This window comes from Polaromonas sp. (genome assembly GCF_012927485.1).
Classification (GTDB): Bacteria; Pseudomonadota; Gammaproteobacteria; order Burkholderiales; family Burkholderiaceae_C; genus Polaromonas.
On the sequence record NZ_JABBPC010000021.1, the window covers coordinates 17,265 to 39,638 of the forward strand.

Sequence of the window (22,374 nt, forward strand, 5' to 3'; positions counted from 1 at the left end):
CTTAATCCAGCCAAGTCGTGAATTCCTGCACGCCCTGGCGCGGCGTGCGAAAGGTATTGACAAGCGCCGTTTCGTCAGCGAACCCAAGCGCCATGGCGCAGACCAGCATCTCATCCTCACCGGCTCCGATGTGGGGCAGAATAATTTTTGAAAAGCCATTCCACGCTGCTTGCGGACAGGTATGGAGGCCCTGGCCGCGCGCCGAGACCATGATGTTTTGCAAAAACATGCCGTAGTCCACCAGCGAGCCGCGGCCCATCACCCGGTCTACCGTAAACATCAGGCCCACCGGTGCGTCAAAAAACCGGTAATTGCGCTGGTGTTGCAGATGCATCTTGTCTTTATCGCCTTTGCCAATGCCCAGCAGCCCATACAAGCCCCAGCCGTTCTCGCGGCGCCGGTCAATGTAAGGTGAGACCCATTTTGCAGGGTAGTAGTCATATTCTTCCTGGCACTCTGAGGCCAGCGCGGGATCGGCGCGCAAGGCGTCATGCGCTTGGCAGACCTTGTCCACCAGAATGTTCCTGCTGGCACCCTGCAGCACATAGACTTTCCACGGCTGCGTATTGGTGCCTGACGGAGCGCGGCTGGCGACCTCCAGCAACCGCTTGATGACGTCACGGGGTACGGGTGTGGGCAGAAATTTACGTATCGATTGGCGACTCGTTATCGCAAGATCAACGGCATTGGCCACCTTTGGGCCGGCAACAGTGTCAAGGTCAAGAGAAAGTACAGAAGCAGGACGAGAGGGGATCACCTAAAGGTCTCCAGTACGGAAATTAATCGCGGCGGTAATAGGGCCGGACGGCGCGTCACGCGGTCCACATAGACATGAACGAAATGGCCTTTGGCAGCGCACAGCTGCTCTTGATCAGAGGGGAATAAGGCGATCTCGTAGCGAACGCTGGATGAGCCAATATGCGCCACACGAACACCCGCCACAACCGCATCGGGAAAAGACAAGGGCGCAAAGTAGTTGCACTGAGTTTCAACAACCAAGCCGATCACGTGACCCTCCCCGGCGGCATGAATGTCGAGTGCGCCCCGCTCGATCAGTAGACCGTTGACAGCGGTGTCAAACCAGCTGTAATACACAACATTGTTGACATGCCCGTAAACATCGTTGTCAGCCCATCGCGTGCTGATGTCGCGAAAAACTTTGTAGGCACTGCGGGGTTCGGCTTGCGGGCGCGTGGAGAATGTCATGAGGGGCTATTTTGCCAGCCCGCTCGCTATCGTGCGCAGCCGCGTTAGCCTGCCGGATTCCAACGCCGCCAGTACTCCAACGCAACTCGGTAGGTGGTCATTTGTACCTGCACCGTTTCATCAATATTCACACCGTAGCCGCCCGCCATCGAAAAAGCCAACGGAACGCGGCGTTCCCAGGCCCAGTCAAAGACCCGGCGATCACGTGCTTCCAGACCGTCGAAACTCAAGGCGAGGCGTCCCAGACGGTCGCCCTCAAAAGGATCGGCTCCGGCTAGAAACAGCACCAGTCCCGGCTCAAAGCGCCGCTCCAGTTCATCCAGCGCATGCTCCAGCGCCTGCATGTAGGGACCATCGTCACAACCGTCGGGCAGCTCTACGTCTAGATCACTGGCCTCTTTCCGGAACGGAAAATTCTTTTGCCCATGCAGTGACAGCGTGAAGACGCTGGGGTCCTTGGCAAAGATGCTGGCGGTACCGTTGCCCTGGTGCACGTCCAGATCAATCACCGCGACCTGTAACGGCTTGCGGCTGCCGCCGAGCTGACGAGCCCATTCCGACTGCATCAGCCGCGCAGCAACGGCGGCGTCGTTGAAGACGCAAAAACCACCGCCCTTGTGGGCATAAGCATGGTGAGTGCCGCCCGCCATATTGGCCGCGACACCCTCGCGCCGCGTGCCCGCAACCAGCCCCATCGCCACACGGGCCGCAGCCACAGTGGCCCCGACCGAACGGCGAGCGCGGTCTGCCATCTCCAGACTCCAGGGAAAGCCAATTTCGCGCTGGGCGGCCCCTGCGAGAGTGCCCTGCTCAATGGCCTCTATATAAGACGGGGTGTGCGCAAGCGCAAGCTCACCATCGCTCGCCGCTGGCGCTGGCGCCCGCCGCACCTGAGGCAGTTCGTTCGCCACGCGGTCACGCAAAAGTTTGTACTTGCCCATAGGAAAGCGGTGACCGGGGGGCAGCGGCAAAACAAAATTGTCAGCGTAGAAAGCTTGCAAGATGAAGTCACCAAAAAATAGAGGGTCAAAAAACCGACCCGGTGCGGGAGCGGACAACCGAATTCGCGATTGTGGCTTGGACTGCTCAACGAGTTTGGAAAGCGCCCTAAAACCCGGAATAGCCCATCAAACTAGGGCGAGACATCTAGAATGGTGCACCGCAGCAAAGCAAGCTTGCAATCGTTTAACTATTCCTTATAATCCGATTTATGTTGCAGCGCAGCAATTCAGGGCAACGCAACTATTTACCGTTAACAACCCATCTGGAGATTACTTATGCTGACTGCTGAACAACTCATGGCCTCCCACAAAGCCAACATCGAAACCCTGTTTGGTCTGACCCAAAAAGCCTTTGAAGGCGTTGAGAAATTGGTCGAACTGAACGTACAAGCCACCAAAGCTGCCTTGGCTGAAACCGCCAACCATGCACAAGCTGTGATGGGCGTGAAAGACGCACAAGAACTGCTGGCTCTGCAAGCAGGCATGGTCCAGCCTTTGGCTGAGAAAACTGCCGCCTACAGCCGCCACCTGTATGACATCGCTTCGGCTGCTGGTGCCGACCTGGGCAAGACCTTTGAAGGTCAAGCTGCCGATGTACAAAAGAAATTTGTAGGTTTGGTTGACAGCGCCTCCAACAATGCACCTGCTGGTTCCGAAGCGGCAGTGGCCGTGATGAAAAGCGCCGTAGCTGCCGCCAACAACGCGTTTGAGTCGGTGCAAAAAGCCGTCAAGCAAGCCAGCGACATGGCCGAAACCAACTTCAACACCGTGACTGCTTCCGCAGTGAATGCATCAAAGAACGTCGCTAAAAAGCGTTAATTGACACACGCTTTTGCGCAGCGAAGTGGTCGGCCAAGCCACCACTCCGAGCAGCGCAAAGGCTAATCTTCACGGGACCTGCCAACGAAATCCTTGTTGACTCAACACAGGACTTCAACCAGTTGTCTCCTCGGGTTCTTCTAGAAATTTGTTTTCACGGATCCGTTAAAGCCCAATCGAAAGATTGGGCTTTTTTTTGGCTGCAAGCGACCGACGGTAAGAGGAGATACCAACCGCTGCCCAGCTGTCTCACTGTTCACACCCGGTAATCGGTTGCAGCAGCGCTAATGAGCCGGCAGCAGTCCGGCCTCCAGCTTGGCCTTGAGCAAGGGAAGTGCTGCCAGCATGGCCGCCCGGCCTGACTCAATCGCGCGTTGCCGGGCCGAAAAGTCGGCGCTCTTCAACCCTGCCAGGGATGGTCGCACCACCACATCGGCTTCCTTGAGCTCGTACTGGTTAATGCTCTTACCCATAATTGCGAAAGTTTGCAGCAGAATCTGCAGCGTATCGCCAGCCAGATTGGCTTCCGGTGGGCTGGAAATATCGACAGCAATCACCAACTCTGCCCCCATCTGCCGAGCAAAACGCACCGGCACCGGCGACACGAGGCCGCCATCAACGTACTCATGACCATTTATCTTGACGGGTACAAACACCGCTGGGACCGCGCTGGATGCGCGCACCGCCGTTCCGGTATCGCCTCGTCTAAACAGCACAGCCTGCCCGCTGTTCAAGTCGGTCGCCACAATGCCCAGCGGAATCACCATGTTTTCCATCAGGCGGCCGGCCACCAATTGATTCACATAGCGGGCCAGCGCATCGCCGCGAAACATACCGCGTCCAAAAATCGGCAGCATCCAGTCGGTGATCGCCACCTCTTCCATGCTGAGCGCGGTCTGCCGTAGCTGCGCACCGGTTTTGCCGCTCGCATAAATCGCCGCCACCAGGCTACCAGCCGAGGTACCCACGACAAACTGAGGCCGAAGTCCGGCTTCTTCCAACACCTCGATGACGCCCACATGGGCAAAACCGCGCGCAGCACCGCCCCCTAGCGCCAAACCTATTTTCAGCGGTCTCTTCAGCGGCGTTATGGCCGAGGTCGGCGGCGTGGCGGTCGGTCCAGTGGGCGGCGTGGAGCAGCCCGACAGCAACAAAGCGGAAAAGACCAGCAACGCCAACAGGCGCTGGCAGACGTTGGCAAGCCACCAATTCAGGTGCAAAGCCGCCCAGGAATCCAAACCGACCCGGCGGTGTCCATTACTCATAATTCGCATCGTTAAGCTCATCTTCATTCACATCTAACCTTTAAAAAATTCTTTCAATTGCACGTCCCGCGTTTACGCTGCAACTCGCACTGGCGTTGTTCGGTCTCTCAGCGCCCGGACGCAAGCCCAAGCGGTGTATTTTGCGCGCCGCTACCCACCGACAGTCCTCCCGACAACTTCATCACAGCGACTGACCGAGGGGTCCGATGACAAATGGTCCACCGTAGGCACCGTGAAAGTACGAAACCCAGTCTTACAAGGCCGAAGCGGCAGCTTGAAGTCGGGACCGATTCTCTCCGTTTGGGGAAGTAAAAAATAATTCGCAGGAACTTCCAGACAAGCGGGTGATGGAAACCAGACCTGACTTTTCAATGGGCCATAATTACTGGTCAACTTGACGTTTACGTGAACGTCAATTTCAAAGCAGCTCGTTTTTACCCTCACGTGCTCAAACTCTTTTCAACTATTTAGTTTCAAGGACACCTCATGGATATCGCAGGCAAAGTATTTATCGTCACCGGTGGCGCTTCAGGACTGGGTGAGGGCACCGCACGCATGCTGGTGGCCAACGGCGCCAAGGTGGTCATCGCCGACATGCAAGTCGACAAGGGCCAAGCCATTGCCAAAGAACTCGGTGAAGGCAAAGTCGCTTTTGTGAAGTGCGATGTCAGCCAGGAAGCTGACGGCCAGGCGGTGGTCGCCAAAGCGGTGTCCATGGGCAAGCTGATGGGACTGGTTAATTGTGCTGGCATTGCGCCGGCCGAAAAAACCGTGGGTAAAAACGGTGCGCACAGTCTGGCCGTGTTCAGCAAAACCATCACGGTCAATCTGATCGGCAGCTTCAACATGATTCGCTTGGCCGCCGACGCAATGTCTAAAAACGAGCCAGAAGCTACCGGCGAGCGCGGGGTACTTATTTCTACGGCCTCGGTCGCTGCCTACGACGGCCAGATTGGTCAGGCGGCCTACAGCGCTTCCAAAGGTGGCATCGTTGGCATGACGCTGCCGATTGCCCGTGATCTGGCGCGCAACGGCATTCGCAACATGACCATTGCTCCGGGCATTTTCGGAACACCCATGATGTTCGGCATGCCGCAAGAAGTGCAGGACTCGCTGGCAGCCAGCGTGCCCTTCCCTTCGCGCTTGGGCACGCCGCAAGACTACGCCAAGCTGGCCAGGCACATCTTTGAAAATGACATGCTTAACGGCGAAGTGATCCGCCTCGACGGCGCGATTCGTCTGGCACCGCGCTGAATTTCGAGCGCATTTCGCACACGGGGCGGTCGCCGAGCAGCCCTCTTAGCGGTCATACCGTTCGGCTTCTGCTGCTGGAAAAGAGATCCATGCAACGCCTATTGACGTCCGTGGCGGTCGCCACCTTGTTGACCGCCTGTTCCAGTGTTTCCAACCTTTCCAGTCAAGTCGGTTACACCGTACCGCCGCCGCCTGAAAGCGTCTCAGGCTTCAACCCCAAACCCGGCTGGACCACTACTAAATTTGCAGTCGCTGCTGCAAATCCGTTGGCAACTGACGCGGGCTACCAAATCCTGAAAGCGGGCGGCTCCGCCATCGACGCGGCTATTGCCGTTCAAATGGTGCTCGCCCTGGTGGAACCGCAGTCCAGCGGGCTGGGCGGCGGTGCATTTTTACTGCATTCGAACGGCAGCGTCGTGGAAGCGTTCGACGGCCGAGAAACCGCACCCGCTGCGGCGGATGAAAATCTTTTTATGGACGCAGAGGGTAAGCCGATGTCGTTTTACGACGGCGTGGTGGGTGGACGCTCTGTCGGCACGCCCGGGACCGTTCGCATGCTCGAGCTGGCGCACAAGCAGTACGGAAAGTTGCCGTGGTCTCAACTCTTCGCGCCCGCCATAGAACTGGCCGAGGGCGGCTTCAAGGTGAGTACCCGGCTGAACGCCCTGCTCAAGGACGAGAAGTACCTAAAAAACGACCGGACCGCAGCCGCCTATTTTTATACAGCCGACGGCACACCGGTAAGCGCGGGCAGTACGCTACGCAATCCGGCCTTGGCCGACGTGCTGCGCCAAATCGCCAGTCAAGGCGCCAATGCGTTGCTGGCCGGACCGGTGGCAGAGGCCATCGTTCGCAAGGTGCAGACTCACCCCACCAATCCCGGCCGGCTTGCTTTGAGCGATCTGGCCAATTACCAGGTCAAAAAGCGCGATCCGATCTGCTTCGACTACAGCGCAGCCGGTAAGGCTTATCGCATTTGCGGCATGCCGCCGCCAAGTTCGGGCGCCATCACGATAGGGCAAATCCTCGGCATTCTGAACAACACGCCCGCCGCCACGCTCTCACTGGCGAGCGGCATGGGCGGTGTTTCGGGTACGGTGGCGCCAGCGCCGTCGGCCGACTGGCTGCACCTCTACACCGAAGCGTCGCGCTTGGCTTTTGCCGACCGCAACCAGTACCTGGGTGACCCCGATTTTGTGGAGCCGCCGGGTGGCACCTGGATGAGCTTGCTGGACCCGGGCTACCTGAGCCAGCGCGCCAAGCTGATTCAAGTCAATGGCCCCAGCATGAAAACCGCCAAGCCCGGTGTACCCGGCGCTGTCAAAATCGCCTACGCGTCCATGCCCGACCAGCCTGAACATGGCACTTCGCACATCAGTATCGTTGACAGCTATGGCAATGCAATCGCCATGACCACGACCATCGAAGACCAGTTCGGTGCACGTCTGATGACGGATGGGGGCACCGGCAAAGCGGGCGGCTTTTTGCTCAACAACGAACTGACCGACTTCAGCTTTGTGCCGAAGAACGCCGAGGGTCAACCCGTGGCCAACCGGGTGCAGGCGGGTAAACGTCCCCTTTCCTCGATGGCACCGACGCTGGTTTTTGACAAAAACACCGGTCAGCTCGTCATGAGCGGCGGCAGCCCCGGCGGTCAGCTGATCATCCACTTCACCGCCAAAACGTTGTACGGCGTATTGAACTGGGGTCTACTGCCGCAGCAGGCCATCGACCTGCCCAACTTCGGGTCGTTGAACGGGCCTACCCTGCTCGAAGAAAACCGTTTTGCGCCAGCGACCCTGGAGGCCCTCAAGACGCGCGGCCACGAGGTGCGCGAAATGACCATGACCAGCGGCCTGCAGGCCATCGTGCGGGGGCAAGCCCACGGAATGCCGCTGTGGCTGGGTGGTGCCGACCCGCGGCGCGAAGGTGTGGTGATGGGAGACTAGAAGATCAATTCATTCCTTGCGCTTTCTGGACCCGCGCAATCAGCATCTTTTCAGTCGAAAACCATACCGCTCTAGACATCAATCGCTATCGCCGAGCCCACCAGCTTGCGCAATTCAAACTTCTGAATCTTGCCCGTCGAGGTTTTCGGTAACTCGCCAAACACCACCGCGCGCGGCACTTTGAAGCCGGCAAGGTGTTTTTTGCAGTGCGCGACGATGTCTTGCTCGGTGCAAGTCGCGCCCGCCTTCAACTCAACAAAAGCGCACGGGGTTTCTCCCCAGCGCGCATCGGGTTTGGCAACCACGGCCGCAGTCAGCACATCGGGATGGCGGTACAGCACGTCCTCCACCTCGATGGATGAAATGTTTTCCCCGCCGGAAATGATGACGTCCTTGCTGCGGTCCTTGATCTTGATATAGCCATCGGGATACATCACGGCCAAGTCGCCGCTGTGAAACCAGCCGCCAGAAAATGCTTCCAGCGTGGCGGCGCGATTCTTCAGGTAACCCTTCATCGCGATATTGCCTCTGAACATGATTTCGCCCATGGTGTCGCCATCCGCCGGAACCGGCTGCAAGGTCTGCGAATCAAGCACCCGCACATCGCGCTCCAGGTGATAGCGCACGCCCTGCCGCGCATTCAGGCGGGCCCGCTCGCCGATTTCCAGTGCCTCCCAGCCGCTTTGAGTCGCACACACGGTGGCCGGACCATAGACTTCGGTGAGACCGTAGACATGGGTCAATTCAAAGCCCAGGGTCTCCATGCCTTCAATCATCGAAGCCGGTGGTGCCGCGCCAGCTACCATGGCTTTAACGCCACCAGGCACGCCGCGCTTCAGGTCGTCCGACGCATTCACCAGCAAGCTGTGCACGATGGGTGCGGCGCAGTAATGGGTAACCCCGTGCTGGCGAATAGCGTCAAAAATAGCCGGTGCATCGACCCTGCGCAGGCACACATTGACGCCAGCGCGCGCGGCCACGGTCCAGGGAAAGCACCAGCCATTGCAGTGAAACATGGGCAGCGTCCACAAATACACCGCGTGTTTGGGCATGTCCCATTCCAGAATATTGGACACCGCATTGAGCGCCGCGCCACGGTGGTGATACACCACGCCCTTGGGGTTGCCGGTGGTGCCGCTGGTGTAGTTGAGCGCAATCGCGTCCCATTCGTCGGCGGGCAACTGCCAGACAAAATTGGCATCGCCAGTGGCAACAAATTCGTCATATCCGAGGCTGCCGATCCGCTGCACCGGACCCTGGTACATCGCGTCTTCCACATCAATCACCAGCAGCGGCGTGGGGGACTTGCGCAGAACCAGGGCTTTTTGCATCACGCCAGCGAACTCTGGATCCACGATGACGACTTTGGCCTCGCCGTGGTCCAGCATGAAGGCTATCGTTTCAGCATCGAGCCGGGTGTTCAGCGCATTCAGCACGGCGCCCGTCGCAGGAATACCGAAATGGGCCTCCACCATCGGCGGCGTGTTAGGCAGCATTACGGCCACCGTGTCCCCTTTGCCAATGCCATGCTGCTGCAGCGCGCTGGCCAGTTGGCGACAGCGCATAAACAACTCGGTCCAATTGCGGCGCAAGTCGCCATGGACCACTGCCAGCCGGTGCGGATAGACCTCGGCGGTACGTTCAATGAATGACAGCGGCGACAGCGCCGCGTAATTCGCCTCGGTACGGGGCAAGTCCTGGTCAAAAATGCTGTGCATGGTGGCTTCCTCGGGTTTTCAGGGGTAGGTTCATCGATGGTAGCGGCAGAAATGACACCGCCCTGAGCGCGCCTGACAAATAGGGCGGCGCCTTTCAAGGGGAAGACCGGGGGGGCACAATACTTGCCGTGGCCATTCCCCAATCATTTATTCAAGAACTGCTCGCGCGCGCCGATGTCGTGGACATCGTGGGCCGCTACGTGCAGCTAAAAAAGGGCGGGGCCAATTTTATGGGTCTGTGTCCTTTTCACGGAGAAAAATCGCCTTCTTTCAGCGTCAGTCCCGCCAAGCAGTTCTACCACTGCTTCGGCTGCGGAAAAAACGGCAACGCCATCAGTTTTTTGATGGAACACGCTGGTATGACCTTTATTGAAGCCGTCAAAGACTTGGCCCAACAATACGGCCTGCAAGTGCCCGAGGAAGATGTCTCTCCTCAAGACCGCGCAAGGGCCGCCCAAATGCGCGAACAACAAACCACGCTCACGACGGTCCTTGAGAAGGCCGCCAACGCCTATAGCAAACAGCTGCGCAACTCCGAACGGGCCATTGAGTACTTCAAGGGACGCGGCTTATCGGGCGAAATCGCCAGGACGTTCGGCCTGGGCTATGCGCCGCAAGGCTGGCGAAACCTGGCCAGCGTATTTCCTGATTACAACGACCCGCTGCTGGTGGAAAGCGGCCTGGTCATCACCGGCGAGGCGGGCGACGAAAACGCGGGCGCCGAAGCCAAACGTTATGACCGTTTTCGCGACCGCGTCATGTTCCCCATCCGCAACGTCAAAGGCGATTGCATCGGCTTTGGCGGCCGGGTACTGGGCGACGAAAAACCGAAATACCTGAACTCACCCGAAACTCCGGTGTTCAGCAAAGGGCGCGAGCTTTATGGTTTGTTTGAGGCGCGCACCGCCCTGCGGGAGCACGGCTACGCGCTGGTCACCGAAGGCTATATGGATGTGGTGGCGCTGGCCCAGTTGGGCTTTGCCAATGCCGTGGCTACCCTGGGCACGGCCTGCACGGCGGAGCACGTGCAAAAGCTGTTTCGCTTCACCGATTCTGTGGTCTTCAGCTTTGACGGCGACGGCGCAGGCCGCCGCGCAGCGCGCAAAGCGCTCGACGCCGCGCTGCCCTTTGCCAGCGACGTGCGCACCATCAAATTTTTGTTTTTACCGTCTGAACATGACCCGGACACCTTTATCCGCGAGCACGGCAAAGAAGGCTTCGCCGCATACATAACCAAAGCGGTGCCGCTGAGCCGTTTCTTGCTGGAATCGGCCGCCGAGGGCTGCGATCTGGATACCGCTGAAGGCCGCGCCCACATGGTCAGCAACGCCAGACCGCTGTGGAGTTTGCTGCCTGATGGCACCCTCAGGCACCAGCTCCTGGCCGAGATTGCAGACCAGGTGCTGATTGACAGCCGCGAGCTGCTGCAACTGTGGCAACCCGGCGCGTCAGGCCACAAGAGCCCTTATAAAAATAGTAGCAACCTACGTCAGTCGGGAAGGGGCTACGCGGTGAATTCATCGTCAGACCCCGAAAAAGAGCGGGCGCACTCAGAATTTACAGGCTATCCTGCACCCCTGCGCGAGGAAGCCGATTACGCCTCCTCGGAACCTCATTTCCCGCCTCCTGCAGCGCTAGCGCTCAGCTTGGCGCAACCCGCCCGCAGCGCCAACCGCACGCCGCGTCGTGTGGCTGGCCGAATCCTGCCGGCCAGCCGGGAAGATCGGGTGCTCAGGCTGCTACTGACCGAGCCGCAAAGCTGGGATCGGCTCAGCACCGAAGAGCATCATTTGCTGCTCGAATTGCCTGAGCCGCACGGACCGCTGTTTATGTGGCTTGAAAGTCAGCTGCATGAGCACGGTCCGCAACCGTGGGCGGCCCTGCGTGAAGGACTGCGAGGCCACGCCCACGAACACCACGCCGTCACCCAGCTGAGCCAGATGCTTGAGGGGGTCGTGTCCGACTGGGGCGAAATTCGCGGAATTCTGACACAACTTCAGCGCCTGAAACGGGAAAGCGAAATCACTGATCTGGCCGCCCGAGCGCCCAAAGAACCTGCGGTTCTGGAACGTTTGCGCGAATTGATTGAGCAATCCCGGGTTGAAAAGGCAGCCGAGAAATTGGCATAAAGTAGTCTAAAAATACGCTTAAACGGTATAATCCGATCTTTAACGGCAAGCGCGACAGCAGCACCTCCGGTACCGGCCCCCTTCTACCCAAGGGAACTCACACACGAGACGGCCAATTTCCCGCAAGGACTGCACACCAAATGTTCGCCCAAACAGCTTGCCAAAAGATAACCCGCTGCGTGGTTTTGTACGCACCGGCTTATGTTTTAAATCCTCTCGTTTTGAACTTCGAATCCTTGTCCCCTGTGCTTTGACTCCGGTCAGGCCCAAGGCGTATTTTTGTTTACTGGTAGCTGATCGTTATTTAAAACTATTTCCGACATCTGGAGGTCTCATGCCTATTGCCAAGCCTAACCATTCGAAGAAGCCGCAAACCACGCAGTCCAAAGCTGGCGGGAAGCCGAAAGCCACCCCTGCTTTTAAAGCAGTGGTCCGGCCTGCAGCCACGCCTTCTGTCAAAGCACTTGCAAAATTGGTCATGAAGCCAGCAGCGAAAGCACCGGCTAAAACCGCCTCCAAAATCGCCAAGGTTGAAAAAACCGGAAAACCCGCCATATCAATCGAGACCAGTAGCCGACATGCGCAGATAAACAAAGTACCTCCGAAATCTGCGAAATCCGAAATTCCCTTGAAGAAAGTTTCAGCCGTGCCGTCCAAGACCAGTACCCAAGCCAAGCTTATCGCCGCCGCAGACGCACTCCTCGCAGTGCCTGTTAAAAAGAAGCCCGGTCGTCCACCGAAAAACCCGGTGGCGGCTGACAGCGTACCCACCACGACCGGTGCCAAGCGTGGCCGAAAGCCTAAGAACGCCGTCAAGCCTGAGGGCGACGAAGACCTGTCGGACATCGTTGCCGAGTTTGCGGATGAACCGGTTGCGGAGGCGACAGAAAAAGTCAAACCGCTGCGCATGAAAATCAGCAAGGCCAAAGAACGTGCCTTGATGAAGGAATTTGGCCTTGACGAGACGGTTCTGTCTGAAGAAGACATCCTCAAGCGCCGCCTGCGTTTGAAAACCCTGATCAAGCTCGGTAAAACGCGGGGCTACCTGACGCACGGCGAAATTTCGGACCACCTACCCGACAAGCTGGTCGATGCCGAGACGCTGGAAGTTGTCGTCAACATGCTGAACGACATGGGGGTAGCGGTTTACGAGCAGGCCCCTGACGCTGAAACTCTTCTCTTGAACAACACCGGAGCAACTGTTGCAACGGAAGAAGAAGCCGAAGAAGAGGCCGAGGCAGCCTTGTCCACGGTTGACAGCGAGTTCGGTCGTACCACGGACCCTGTCCGCATGTACATGCGCGAAATGGGTACGGTCGAGTTACTGACCCGCGAAGGCGAGATCGAGATTGCCAAGCGCATTGAGGGTGGCCTCATGCGGATGATGGAAGCGATCTCGGAGAGTCCTGCCACGATTGCCGAAATCATGCGGTTGGGCGAGGAAATTCGCGAGGGCAAGATTGTTATTTCAACCGTTGTTGACGGTTTCTCCAACCCCAATGAAGCCGATGACTATGTCGCCGAGGAAGACTTTGACGAGTTCGATGAAGCCGACGACGACGACGGCAAGGGCGGCTCCAAGGCGCTGACCAAGAAACTTGAAGAGCTCAAAAAAGAAGCGCTCACCCGCTTCGATAAAGTTGCGGCCCTGTTCGATAAGGTTCACAAGATCTACGACAAGGAAGGCTACGGCACATCGGGTTATGTGAAGGCGCAGTCCGGTCTGAGCGAAGAGTTGATGACGGTGCGTTTTACTGCCAAAACCATCGAAAAATTGTGTGACCTTTTGCGCGGCCAGGTGCTGGATGTGCGCAAGAAAGAGCGCGAGCTACGTCGCATCATTGTCGAGAAGTGCGGCATGCCTCAGGAAACCTTCGTCAAAGACTTTCCACCGAATCTGCTGAATCTCAAATGGGTTGAAAAACAGGTCGCTTCCGGCAAACCTTGGTCCACCATCATGGCGCGCAACATCCCGCCGATCCAGGAACTGCAGACCAAGCTGGCGGAGTTGCAGTCACGCGTGGTGGTGCCGTTGGGTCATCTGAAGGACATCAACAAGCGCATGAATGAAGGCGAGTCCAACTCGCGCGACGCCAAAAAGGAAATGATTGAGGCCAACCTGCGCCTGGTGATTTCGATCGCGAAGAAATACACCAATCGGGGACTGCAGTTTCTGGATCTGATCCAGGAAGGCAACATCGGTTTGATGAAAGCCGTGGACAAGTTTGAGTACCGCCGCGGTTACAAATTCTCGACCTACGCCACCTGGTGGATTCGTCAAGCCATCACGCGCTCCATAGCGGACCAGGCTCGAACCATTCGCATCCCGGTGCACATGATCGAAACCATCAACAAGATGAACCGCCTGTCGCGTCAGCACCTGCAAGAGTTCGGCTTTGAACCTGACGCCAGCATTTTGGCGGCCAAGATGGAGATTCCGGAAGACAAGATTCGCAAAATCATGAAGATCGCAAAAGAGCCGATCTCCATGGAAACGCCAATTGGTGACGATGAGGATTCCCACCTCGGCGATTTCATCGAAGACGGTGCCAACACCGCGCCGCTGGAAGCCGCCATGCAAGCCGGCCTGCGCGATGTTGTCAAAGACATTCTTGATAGCCTGACGCCGCGCGAAGCCAAGGTACTGAGGATGCGCTTCGGTATCGAGATGTCAACTGATCACACGTTGGAGGAAGTCGGCAAGCAGTTCGACGTGACGCGCGAGCGTATTCGCCAAATTGAAGCCAAGGCCTTGCGTAAGCTCAAGCATCCTAGCCGAAGCGACAAGCTGCGCAGTTTTATCGATACGCTGTAAAAGCGGCAAGAACAGCACCTGCGGCCAGGGCCTGTCAAAAGGCCCTGGCCGCTTTTTTACGCCCGTGATTCTGCCATTTTAGTCTGCCGGTCCAAACGCAGCGGGCGTTGGCAGCTATAGAACTCGTAGCAGCCTCAAATTTGCGTTATATTTGGGGCCAAGCTTTCTGCTTACCGACCACTTCTGACTAAACTGTGACCCAGAGGAGACAACCTGATGAGTGCCAAAGAAAATGCAGCTGTAGGCCAGTTGCTTGAATTACTGGAATCACGCTATGCAATTCGCGTGTTGTGGGCGCTGAAAGACGGTCATCCGCAAACTTTCCGCCTCCTGCAAGACAGTGTCGGCAGCATCACCCCCAACACGCTCAACACCCGCATTAAGGAATTACGCGCCGCTGGTCTGCTTGGACATGGAAGCGACGGCTACAACGTGACCACGTTGGGCGCAGACCTGCTAAAACGGTTGAACGATCTGCAGGCGTTTGCGGGCAAGTGGGCCGCCAGCCAAAACAAGGTCAGTGCGGTCATCACCGAGAAGAAAAAATAATTTTCGTCGGCTTGAAAAGCAGCGCCTTTCTCTTGTTTTTTGTTGTTTGTCAGGAAGTTTGCAAGACGGGTAGCCCTGAAGCCCTCGTCAAGTAGTTGCAGAATAAATTTAACGAATTTTCTACCGGTCACAGTCGGCTGCGCGTGGCGCCGAGGCCGCATCTGGCGAGCCCTGGCCGCAGCGGCCACATCGATGCAATCTTCGGTTAAGCATTCAGGTCGCTACAGCCTCAAAGAAAAATTTCGAAGTGCAAACCGAATCCCTTGTCTTGAAATGGGCTTTTCAAGCCCCAATATCAAATTTACTGGTCCAAAACTCCTAGTTAAGCATGTCAGAAAATAAACCACCCGAACAAAATCAACCCCTTACCGGTGCCCCCAGCCCAGAAGAGCTGGAAGCCGCACAGGCGGCTTACGAGTTCGATGAACTGACCATTGCGCAGGCCGAAGTGTCCACCCTGCAGGCGAAAAATACCGAATTGGCCGACAGCTATCTGCGCGCCAAGGCTGAAACTGAGAACGCCCGCCGCCGTGCCGACGATGAGGTCACCAAAGCGCGCAAATTTGCCCTTGAAAGCTTTGCAGAAAGCCTTCTTCCCGTAACCGACAGCCTCGAGGCCGCCCTGGCTGTCAAAGACGCCACCCCCGAACAGATTCGCGAAGGTGCCGAAGCCACACTGAAGCAGCTGAAAAGCGCACTGGAGCGCAACAAGGTGATCGAAATCAATCCCACCAGTGGGACCAGGTTTGACCCGCACCAACACCAGGCCATCAGTATGGTGCCCGCCGAGCAGGCGGCCAATACGGTGGTCAGCGTATTGCAAAAGGGCTATTTAATTGCGGACCGCGTGTTGCGCCCCGCGCTGGTCACGGTCACAGCGCCTAAATAAATGCAGAAAGAGGCTGAGGTACTTGAAGTTAGGCGACTTATCCGCAAGTCCCCCACTTAGCGATCACCAAGGCGGCCGAGCCATCGGCCCCGACCATCGAATTTTTTAACGAATCAAAAGCAGGAGTACATCATGGGAAGAATCATCGGCATCGATCTGGGAACGACCAACAGTTGCGTATCCATCATGGAGGGCAATACACCCCGCGTCATCGAGAACTCAGAAGGGGCGCGCACTACGCCGTCCATTGTGGCCTACCAGGAAGATGGCGAAGTACTGGTGGGCGCGTCGGCCAAGCGCCAAGCCGTGACCAACCCGCGCAACACGCTCTACGCGGTCAAGCGCCTGATCGGACGCAAATTCAGCGAGAAAGAAGTCCAAAAAGACATCGATCTCATGCCTTACAAGATCGTAGCGGCCGACAACGGCGATGCATGGGTCGAGGTGCGCGGAAAAAAAATGTCTGCGCAACAGGTTAGTGCGGACATTCTGCGAAAAATGAAAAAAACCGCCGAGGACTACCTTGGCGAGCCCGTCACTGAAGCCGTTATCACGGTGCCTGCGTACTTCAACGACGCCCAACGCCAAGCCACCAAGGACGCCGGGCGCATTGCCGGACTAGACGTCAAGCGCATCATTAACGAACCTACCGCTGCGGCCTTGGCCTTTGGTCTCGATAAGCAGGAAAAGGGCGATCGAAAGATTGCGGTTTATGACCTGGGTGGCGGTACCTTCGACATCTCCATCATCGAAATTGCCGATGTGGAAGGCGAAAAGCAGTTTGAAGTGCTCTCCACCAACGGGGACACCTTTCTGGGTGGTGAAGACTTTGACCAGCGCATCATCGATTTCATCATCTCCGAATTCAAGAAAGAACAGGGCGTGGACTTGGGCAAGGACGTGCTGGCCCTGCAGCGCCTGAAGGAAGCCGCTGAAAAAGCAAAGATCGAGCTGTCCAACAGTGCGCAGACCGACATCAACCTGCCCTACATCACGGCGGACGCGTCAGGCCCCAAGCACCTGAGCATCAAGATGACCCGTGCCAAACTGGAAAGCCTGGTGGACGAACTGATTGAGCGGACGATTGCACCTTGCCGCGTGGCGATCAAAGATGCTGGCGTGAGCGTCGCCGACATTCATGACGTGATCCTGGTAGGCGGCATGAGCCGTATGCCCAAGGTGCAAGACAAGGTCAAGGAATTTTTCGGCAGGGAGCCGCGCAAGGACGTGAACCCCGACGAAGCCGTGGCCGTAGGCGCTGCTATTCAAGGTCAAGTGCTGTCGGGCGACCGGTCCGATGTACTGCTGCTTGATGTCACCCCGCTGTCCCTGGGTATCGAAACCATGGGCGGCGTGATGACCAAGATGATCAAGAAAAACACGACCATTCCAACCAAGTTTGCACAAACTTTTTCGACCGCTGAAGACAACCAGCCTGCCGTGACGATTAAGGTGTTCCAGGGCGAACGTGAGATCGCATCCGGCAACAAGGCCTTGGGTGAGTTCAATCTTGAAGGCATTCCACCGTCTTCACGTGGCACGCCCCAGATCGAGGTGTCTTTTGACATTGACGCGAACGGCATTTTGCATGTGGGCGCCAAGGACAAGGGCACCGGCAAGGAAAACAAGATCACCATCAAAGCCAATTCCGGCTTGTCTGAGGCAGAGATTCAGCAGATGGTCAAAGACGCCGAACTGAACGCTGAAGAAGACAAGAAAAAAGTTGAATTCGTACAGGCCAAGAACAGTGCGGAAGCCATGGTGCACAGTGTCAGAAAATCGCTGGGCGAATATGGCGACAAGCTCGAAGCCTCGGAAAAGGAAAAAATCGAGACCGCCATAAAGGAGATGGAAGAAGCGCTTAAGGGCGACGATAAAACCATCATTGAATCGAAGAACGCGGCCTTGATGGAAGCCAGCCAGAAGCTGGGCGAAAAAATGTATGCGGATATGCAAGCTTCACAAGCAGCGCCAGGGGGCGCTCAAGCGGCAGGTGGTGAGCAGGCGCAGGCCAAGCCGGCCGACGATAATGTAGTTGACGCCGAAGTCAAGGAAGTCAAGAAGGGCTAATTTGAGCAGCGTCAGCCCTTAATTGCGCGCCAACTGCACGCAAGAAAGCGGAAATCAGGAGCGATCCTGAATTTCCGCTTTTTGCTTTGTTTTCCGTTTTCCAGACCTTCATGCAGTGGCTAATGATTAAGCCCTTGCACTGTTTATTTGCCGCAGAAGCCCCCACTTAACAAGAATTCTCGACTTTTATCTGCCATGGCCAAAAAAGACTATTACGACACGCTGGGTGTGCCCAAAAACGCCAGCGACGAAGACATTAAAAAAGCGTATCGCAAGCTGGCGATGAAACATCACCCTGATCGCAACCAAGGGGCAGGGTCCAAAGTTTCCGAAGAGAAATTCAAGGAAGCCAAAGAAGCCTACGAGATGCTGTCCGACGGTAACAAGCGCGCAGCTTATGACCAATACGGTCACGCAGGTGTGGACCCCAACCTGCGCGGTGCGGGCGCGGGCACGGAAGGCTTTGGCGGTTTTGCAGAAGCCTTTGGCGACATCTTTGGCGACGTATTCGGCGGCCAGCGCGGCGGGCAACAACAGGGCGGTCGACAGGTTTACCGCGGCGGAGACCTGAGCTATGCCATGGAAATCACCCTGGAAGAAGCGGCCCACGGCAAGGAAGCACAAATTCGAATTCCCAGCTGGGACGACTGCACCACTTGCCACGGCAGCGGCGCCAAACCGGGCACCAAAGTGGTTACCTGCACAACGTGTCACGGCCACGGCGTCGTGCAGATGCGCCAGGGATTTTTCAGCGTGCAGCAAAATTGCCCGCAGTGCAAGGGCACCGGGAAACTGATTCCCTCGCCTTGTGTCGCCTGCCACGGCGTCGGCAAAACCAAAAATAACAAAACGCTGGAAGTCAAAATACCTTCGGGCATCGACGACGGCATGCGGATCCGCTCGACCGGCAACGGCGAACCAGGCACCAATGGTGGCCCGCCAGGCGACTTGTACATCGAAATCCGGCTTAAAAAACACGAGATCTTTGAACGCGACGGCGACGATCTGCACTGCGCCATGCCCATCAGCTTTACAACGGCGGCATTGGGTGGCGAGATCGAGGTGCCCACTCTGGCTGGCAAGGCGGCCATTGACATTCCTGAAGGCACGCAGGCCGGCAAACAATTCCGGCTTCGCGGCAAGGGCGTTAAGGGCGTGCGCTCAAGCTATCCCGGTGACCTGTACTGCCACATTACGGTGGAAACTCCTGTGAAGCTCACGGAGTATCAGCGCAAACTACTGAAGGAACTCGACGAGTCGATTAAAAAAGGGGGCGCCAAGCATTCCCCCAGCGAAGAAGGTTGGGCGGACAAACTGAAGAATTTCTTCACCACCTGATGACCGTGTAATCAGCGCAGCCAGCGCGCCGAGTTCAAGGCCTTCTTTCCTCGAATGCCGGACCTTCGCCGGCATTTTTCATTTGAGGGGGCCGTGTTCCCTTTCGATTTGAGCGCAGTGACCAGTTGTCATCACCAATAAGGGGGTAGCCTGCTGATCACCCTGGTTGGGTCTCGGTACGGCGTGGCGGTTCGTGGTTTGCGTGAATCAGCGGGCGTTCCCAAAATTAACCATTCAAGCCCGCCGGTGCCCCACCGGGCAGCTGACGCGCCCGCAAGGAGTGTTCTATAGTGCCCGCTGCCCTTGCTCACCTTTGTTCACTCCGCGCAAAAGCCACTGCGCCATACCGACATGAAAACCAAAGCTGCCGTTGCCTGGAAATCAGGCCAGCCCCTCACCATTGAAACTGTTGACCTGGAGGGCCCAAAGTTCGGCGAAGTCCTGGTTGAGATTAAAGCGACCGGCATCTGCCATACCGATTACTACACGCTGTCGGGCGCAGACCCTGAGGGCATTTTTCCGGCCATTTTGGGTCATGAGGGTGCAGGCATCGTGGTCGATATAGGCCCAGGCGTCACCACGCTAAAAAAGGGGGATCACGTCATTCCCCTTTACACACCTGAATGCCGTCAATGCAAGTTTTGCCTGTCGCGTAAAACTAATTTATGCCAACTTATTCGCGGCACCCAAGGAAAGGGACTGATGCCCGACGCCACCAGTCGGTTCAGCTTAGATGGCAAGCCGATCTTTCACTACATGGGCACATCGACCTTCAGCAACTACACCGTGGCACCCGAAATCTCGCTCGCCAAAATCCGCAAAGATGCGCCTTTCGACAAGGTCTGCTACATCGGCTGCGGCGTGACCACCGGTATCGGTGCCGTTATTTTCACGGCTAAAGTGGAAGTCGGCGCCAACGTGGTGGTGTTTGGACTCGGCGGGATCGGCTTGAACGTGATCCAGGGTGCCAAGATGGTGGGCGCCGACAAGATCATTGGCGTTGACTTCAACCCCGAGCGTGAAGCGATGGCCCGCAAGTTTGGCATGACGCATTTCATCAATCCAAAAACTACGGAAAATGTCGTTGATGCCATTGTGCAATTGACTGACGGCGGCGCCGACTACAGCTTTGAATGCATTGGCAACACCCAGGTCATGCGCCAAGCACTGGAATGCACGCACAAGGGCTGGGGCCGAAGCATCATCATTGGCGTCGCAGATGCCGGTGCCGAAATCAGCACCCGCCCTTTTCAGCTGGTAACGGGTCGCAAATGGGAAGGCTCGGCTTTCGGCGGCGCCCGCGGCCGCACCGATGTTCCAAAAATCGTGGACTGGTACATGGAAGGCAAGATCAACATCGACGATTTGATCACCCACACCATGCCGCTGGAAGATATCAACAAAGGCTTTGATTTGATGAAGCGCGGTGAATCGATTCGTGGTGTCGTCCTGTTCTAACCCGGCCATGAGCCAGGCGCCGCAACTGCTCAACGAACACGCCTGCTTTGGCGGCGTGCAGCGCTTTTATCAACACCAGTCGCGCGAGATTGGTTTGCCAATGCGTTTTTCGGTATTTCTTCCCCCTCAATCCAGCACGGCCGGACCGGACACCAAGATGCCTGCTCTTGTGTATTTGGCGGGTCTGACCTGTAACGAAGAAACTTTTATGGTCAAGGCGGGCGCGCAACGACTGGCGGCCGAGCTCGGCCTGGTCCTGATTGCTCCTGACACCAGCCCGAGAGTTGCCAATTTGCCGGGGGAATCAGACAGCTGGGATTTCGGTGCAGGTGCAGGGTTTTATCTGGATGCCTCGCAAGCGCCATGGGCCCAGCACTACCGCATGGAGAGCTATCTGACGTCGGAATGGTTGCCGCTGATCACCAGCACCTTGGCCTTGGACTCCGACCGTATCGGCATTTTCGGCCATTCGATGGGAGGCCACGGCGCGCTGACGCTCGCGCTCAGACATCCTGGTCTTTTTAGATCAGTTTCGGCCTTTGCGCCCATTTGCGCACCCAGTCAGTGCCCGTGGGGTCGAAAGGCCTTCACCGGTTACCTTGGGGCGAACGAGTCCAACTGGCTCGAACACGATGCGACGGCATTGATGACGCGCAAGCTTGGTGCGCCCTACCCCGGCGGCATCCTGATTGATCAGGGCCTAGCGGATAAATTTTTCGACCTTGAGCTCAAGCCGCATTTGTTGGAGGAGGCCTGCGCGTCAATCGGACAGCCGCTGACCTTGCGTCGACATGTGGGCTACGACCATGGCTATTACTTCGTCTCAACCTTCATGGCCGACCACCTGAACCACCACGCCCGACAGCTGTTTTCACAAGTCCGCGCTTAAGCGTGGTCTAAGCGGCTACAAATATAATGTTCCGCTATGCCGTGGTATTTCCCTACTTCCATATTCCAGCCTGCTTCCCGGCAAGTTCTCCAGCCTACTTCTGATATCGAAGCGCTTGGTGCGCGGCCGCTATGGATCGTCGTATTGTCCAGCCTCTGGATAGCCACCGTTTGCAACGTGGCACTTTGGCGCGAACTCACCCGTTTGCCGGGTCTCACCAGTGGTCAGGCGGTGACCATCGGCATCGCTCTTTCTCTGGTGATTACGCTGACAACGGCAGCCCTGCTCAGCCTGCTGGCATGGCGCTGGACGCTCAAACCGACCATCACACTTTTTTTGGTGTCGGCAGCCCTTGGCGCTTATTTCATGATGGCGTATGGCGTGGTCATCGACCAGACCATGATGATCAACAGCTTGCAGACCAACGTGCGCGAAACGAGCGATCTGCTGAGCTGGCACCTGCTTGCAACAGTTCTGGTATTGGCAGGGCTCCCCATCTTCTTCCTTTGGCGACAGAAAATCAGGCGAAAAGGCGCAATACGGCAAGTCCTCTCGAACGCTACATCGTTAATCGTTGCATGCGCACTGCTGGTACTTGTTGTACTGCTTTTCTTTCAAAGCATCGCCTCGGTAATGCGCAATTACACCCAGGTACGCTACCTGATTAATCCCCTTAATTCCTTTTACGCACTGGGCTCCATAGCCGCCAAACCGTTTCAACGCGACGAGTCTGCCTTGTTGCCCTTGGGGAAGGATGCGAAGCTCGGAGCCAGCTACACCGCCCAAACCAAACCGCCTTTGCTGCTGCTGGTGTTGGGCGAGACCGCACGCAGCGGCAACTTTGCCATCAACGGATACGCCCGTCCCACGACTCCCGAGCTAGCCCAGGAAAAGATTGCCAGTCAGCGCAATGCCTGGTCGTGCGGCACCAGCACGGCGGCTTCGGTGCCCTGCATGTTTTCCAATTTCGGGCGTGAAGCCTACGACTCGCGCCCCGCCAATTACGAAGGCATGCTGGATGTACT

At 57.1% G+C, this 22,374-nt stretch carries 18 protein-coding genes; 12 read left to right on the forward strand and 6 right to left on the reverse strand.

Annotated features, from left to right (window positions below):
* Position 1: 1 nt before the first annotated feature.
* The 3 genes from HHJ16_RS08815 to HHJ16_RS08825 are packed head-to-tail and all read right to left on the reverse strand — an operon-like array spanning position 2 to position 2,147.
* On the reverse strand, positions 2 to 694 hold the full coding sequence (locus tag HHJ16_RS08815) for a nitroreductase (RefSeq protein WP_293642248.1): 693 nt from the start codon (positions 692 to 694) through the stop codon (positions 2 to 4).
* Between the two features lie 59 nt (positions 695 to 753).
* Positions 754 to 1,206, reverse strand: a complete 453-nt coding sequence (locus tag HHJ16_RS08820; RefSeq protein ID WP_293642233.1) for a thioesterase family protein — start codon at positions 1,204 to 1,206, stop codon at positions 754 to 756.
* Between the two features lie 44 nt (positions 1,207 to 1,250).
* Positions 1,251 to 2,147 (reverse strand): histone deacetylase, encoded by an 897-nt coding sequence (locus HHJ16_RS08825; protein ID WP_293642234.1) that lies wholly within the window; start codon positions 2,145 to 2,147, stop codon positions 1,251 to 1,253.
* A 336-nt stretch (positions 2,148 to 2,483) separates the two neighbouring features.
* Here HHJ16_RS08825 and HHJ16_RS08830 point away from each other — a divergent pair, with 336 nt between their 5' ends.
* On the forward strand, positions 2,484 to 3,026 hold the full coding sequence (locus HHJ16_RS08830) for a phasin family protein (RefSeq protein WP_293642235.1): 543 nt from the start codon (positions 2,484 to 2,486) through the stop codon (positions 3,024 to 3,026).
* 284 nt (positions 3,027 to 3,310) lie between these two features.
* On the opposite strand, the gene HHJ16_RS08835 is transcribed toward HHJ16_RS08830, so the two are convergent.
* Positions 3,311 to 4,291, reverse strand: a complete 981-nt coding sequence (locus tag HHJ16_RS08835) for a patatin-like phospholipase family protein (RefSeq protein WP_293642236.1) — start codon at positions 4,289 to 4,291, stop codon at positions 3,311 to 3,313.
* Between the two features lie 486 nt (positions 4,292 to 4,777).
* Here HHJ16_RS08835 and HHJ16_RS08840 point away from each other — a divergent pair, with 486 nt between their 5' ends.
* Together HHJ16_RS08840 and ggt are read left to right on the forward strand one after the other, a co-directional pair.
* Positions 4,778 to 5,545, forward strand: coding sequence for a 3-hydroxyacyl-CoA dehydrogenase (locus tag HHJ16_RS08840; RefSeq protein ID WP_293642237.1), 768 nt, complete (start codon positions 4,778 to 4,780; stop codon positions 5,543 to 5,545).
* Positions 5,546 to 5,634: 89 nt separating this feature from the next.
* Positions 5,635 to 7,494: a gamma-glutamyltransferase gene (ggt, locus tag HHJ16_RS08845; RefSeq protein WP_293642238.1), complete on the forward strand. Its 1,860-nt coding sequence runs from the start codon at positions 5,635 to 5,637 to the stop codon at positions 7,492 to 7,494.
* Positions 7,495 to 7,565: 71 nt separating this feature from the next.
* Here the strand turns inward: ggt and HHJ16_RS08850 are convergent, their stop codons facing one another.
* Positions 7,566 to 9,212 (reverse strand): acyl-CoA synthetase, encoded by a 1,647-nt coding sequence (locus HHJ16_RS08850; RefSeq protein ID WP_293642239.1) that lies wholly within the window; start codon positions 9,210 to 9,212, stop codon positions 7,566 to 7,568.
* A gap of 128 nt (positions 9,213 to 9,340) precedes the next feature.
* Between HHJ16_RS08850 and dnaG the strand changes: the two genes are divergently transcribed.
* Positions 9,341 to 11,341 carry a DNA primase gene (gene dnaG, locus HHJ16_RS08855; protein ID WP_293642240.1) on the forward strand — a complete coding sequence of 667 codons (2,001 nt, stop codon included), beginning with the start codon at positions 9,341 to 9,343 and terminating at the stop codon, positions 11,339 to 11,341.
* Between the two features lie 300 nt (positions 11,342 to 11,641).
* Here dnaG and HHJ16_RS08860 read toward each other — a convergent pair whose 3' ends face one another.
* Positions 11,642 to 11,998: a hypothetical protein gene (locus HHJ16_RS08860; protein ID WP_293642250.1), complete on the reverse strand. Its 357-nt coding sequence runs from the start codon at positions 11,996 to 11,998 to the stop codon at positions 11,642 to 11,644.
* On the opposite strand from HHJ16_RS08860, the gene rpoD reads away from it, so the two are divergent.
* The 8 genes from rpoD to HHJ16_RS08900 form a co-directional block, all read left to right on the forward strand.
* Positions 11,964 to 14,156 carry an RNA polymerase sigma factor RpoD gene (rpoD, locus tag HHJ16_RS08865; protein ID WP_293642249.1) on the forward strand — a complete coding sequence of 731 codons (2,193 nt, stop codon included), beginning with the start codon at positions 11,964 to 11,966 and terminating at the stop codon, positions 14,154 to 14,156. The genes HHJ16_RS08860 and rpoD overlap by 35 nt on opposite strands.
* 216 nt (positions 14,157 to 14,372) lie before the next feature.
* A complete protein-coding gene (locus tag HHJ16_RS08870; protein WP_293642241.1) occupies positions 14,373 to 14,705 on the forward strand; it encodes a winged helix-turn-helix transcriptional regulator in 333 nt (110 codons plus the stop codon).
* 328 nt (positions 14,706 to 15,033) lie between these two features.
* Positions 15,034 to 15,594: a nucleotide exchange factor GrpE gene (gene grpE / locus HHJ16_RS08875; protein ID WP_293642242.1), complete on the forward strand. Its 561-nt coding sequence runs from the start codon at positions 15,034 to 15,036 to the stop codon at positions 15,592 to 15,594.
* A 132-nt stretch (positions 15,595 to 15,726) separates the two neighbouring features.
* On the forward strand, positions 15,727 to 17,664 hold the full coding sequence (gene dnaK, locus HHJ16_RS08880; protein ID WP_293642243.1) for a molecular chaperone DnaK: 1,938 nt from the start codon (positions 15,727 to 15,729) through the stop codon (positions 17,662 to 17,664).
* A gap of 195 nt (positions 17,665 to 17,859) precedes the next feature.
* A complete protein-coding gene (gene dnaJ, locus HHJ16_RS08885; protein ID WP_293642244.1) occupies positions 17,860 to 19,002 on the forward strand; it encodes a molecular chaperone DnaJ in 1,143 nt (380 codons plus the stop codon).
* 351 nt (positions 19,003 to 19,353) lie between these two features.
* Entirely contained in the window at positions 19,354 to 20,460 is a 1,107-nt protein-coding gene (locus HHJ16_RS08890) for an S-(hydroxymethyl)glutathione dehydrogenase/class III alcohol dehydrogenase (RefSeq protein ID WP_293642245.1), read from the forward strand.
* A gap of 7 nt (positions 20,461 to 20,467) precedes the next feature.
* Positions 20,468 to 21,349 (forward strand): S-formylglutathione hydrolase, encoded by an 882-nt coding sequence (fghA, locus tag HHJ16_RS08895; protein WP_293642246.1) that lies wholly within the window; start codon positions 20,468 to 20,470, stop codon positions 21,347 to 21,349.
* A 36-nt stretch (positions 21,350 to 21,385) separates the two neighbouring features.
* Positions 21,386 to 22,374, forward strand: a 989-nt coding sequence (locus HHJ16_RS08900; RefSeq protein WP_293642247.1) for a phosphoethanolamine transferase domain-containing protein, incomplete at its 3' end; no start/stop codon positions are given.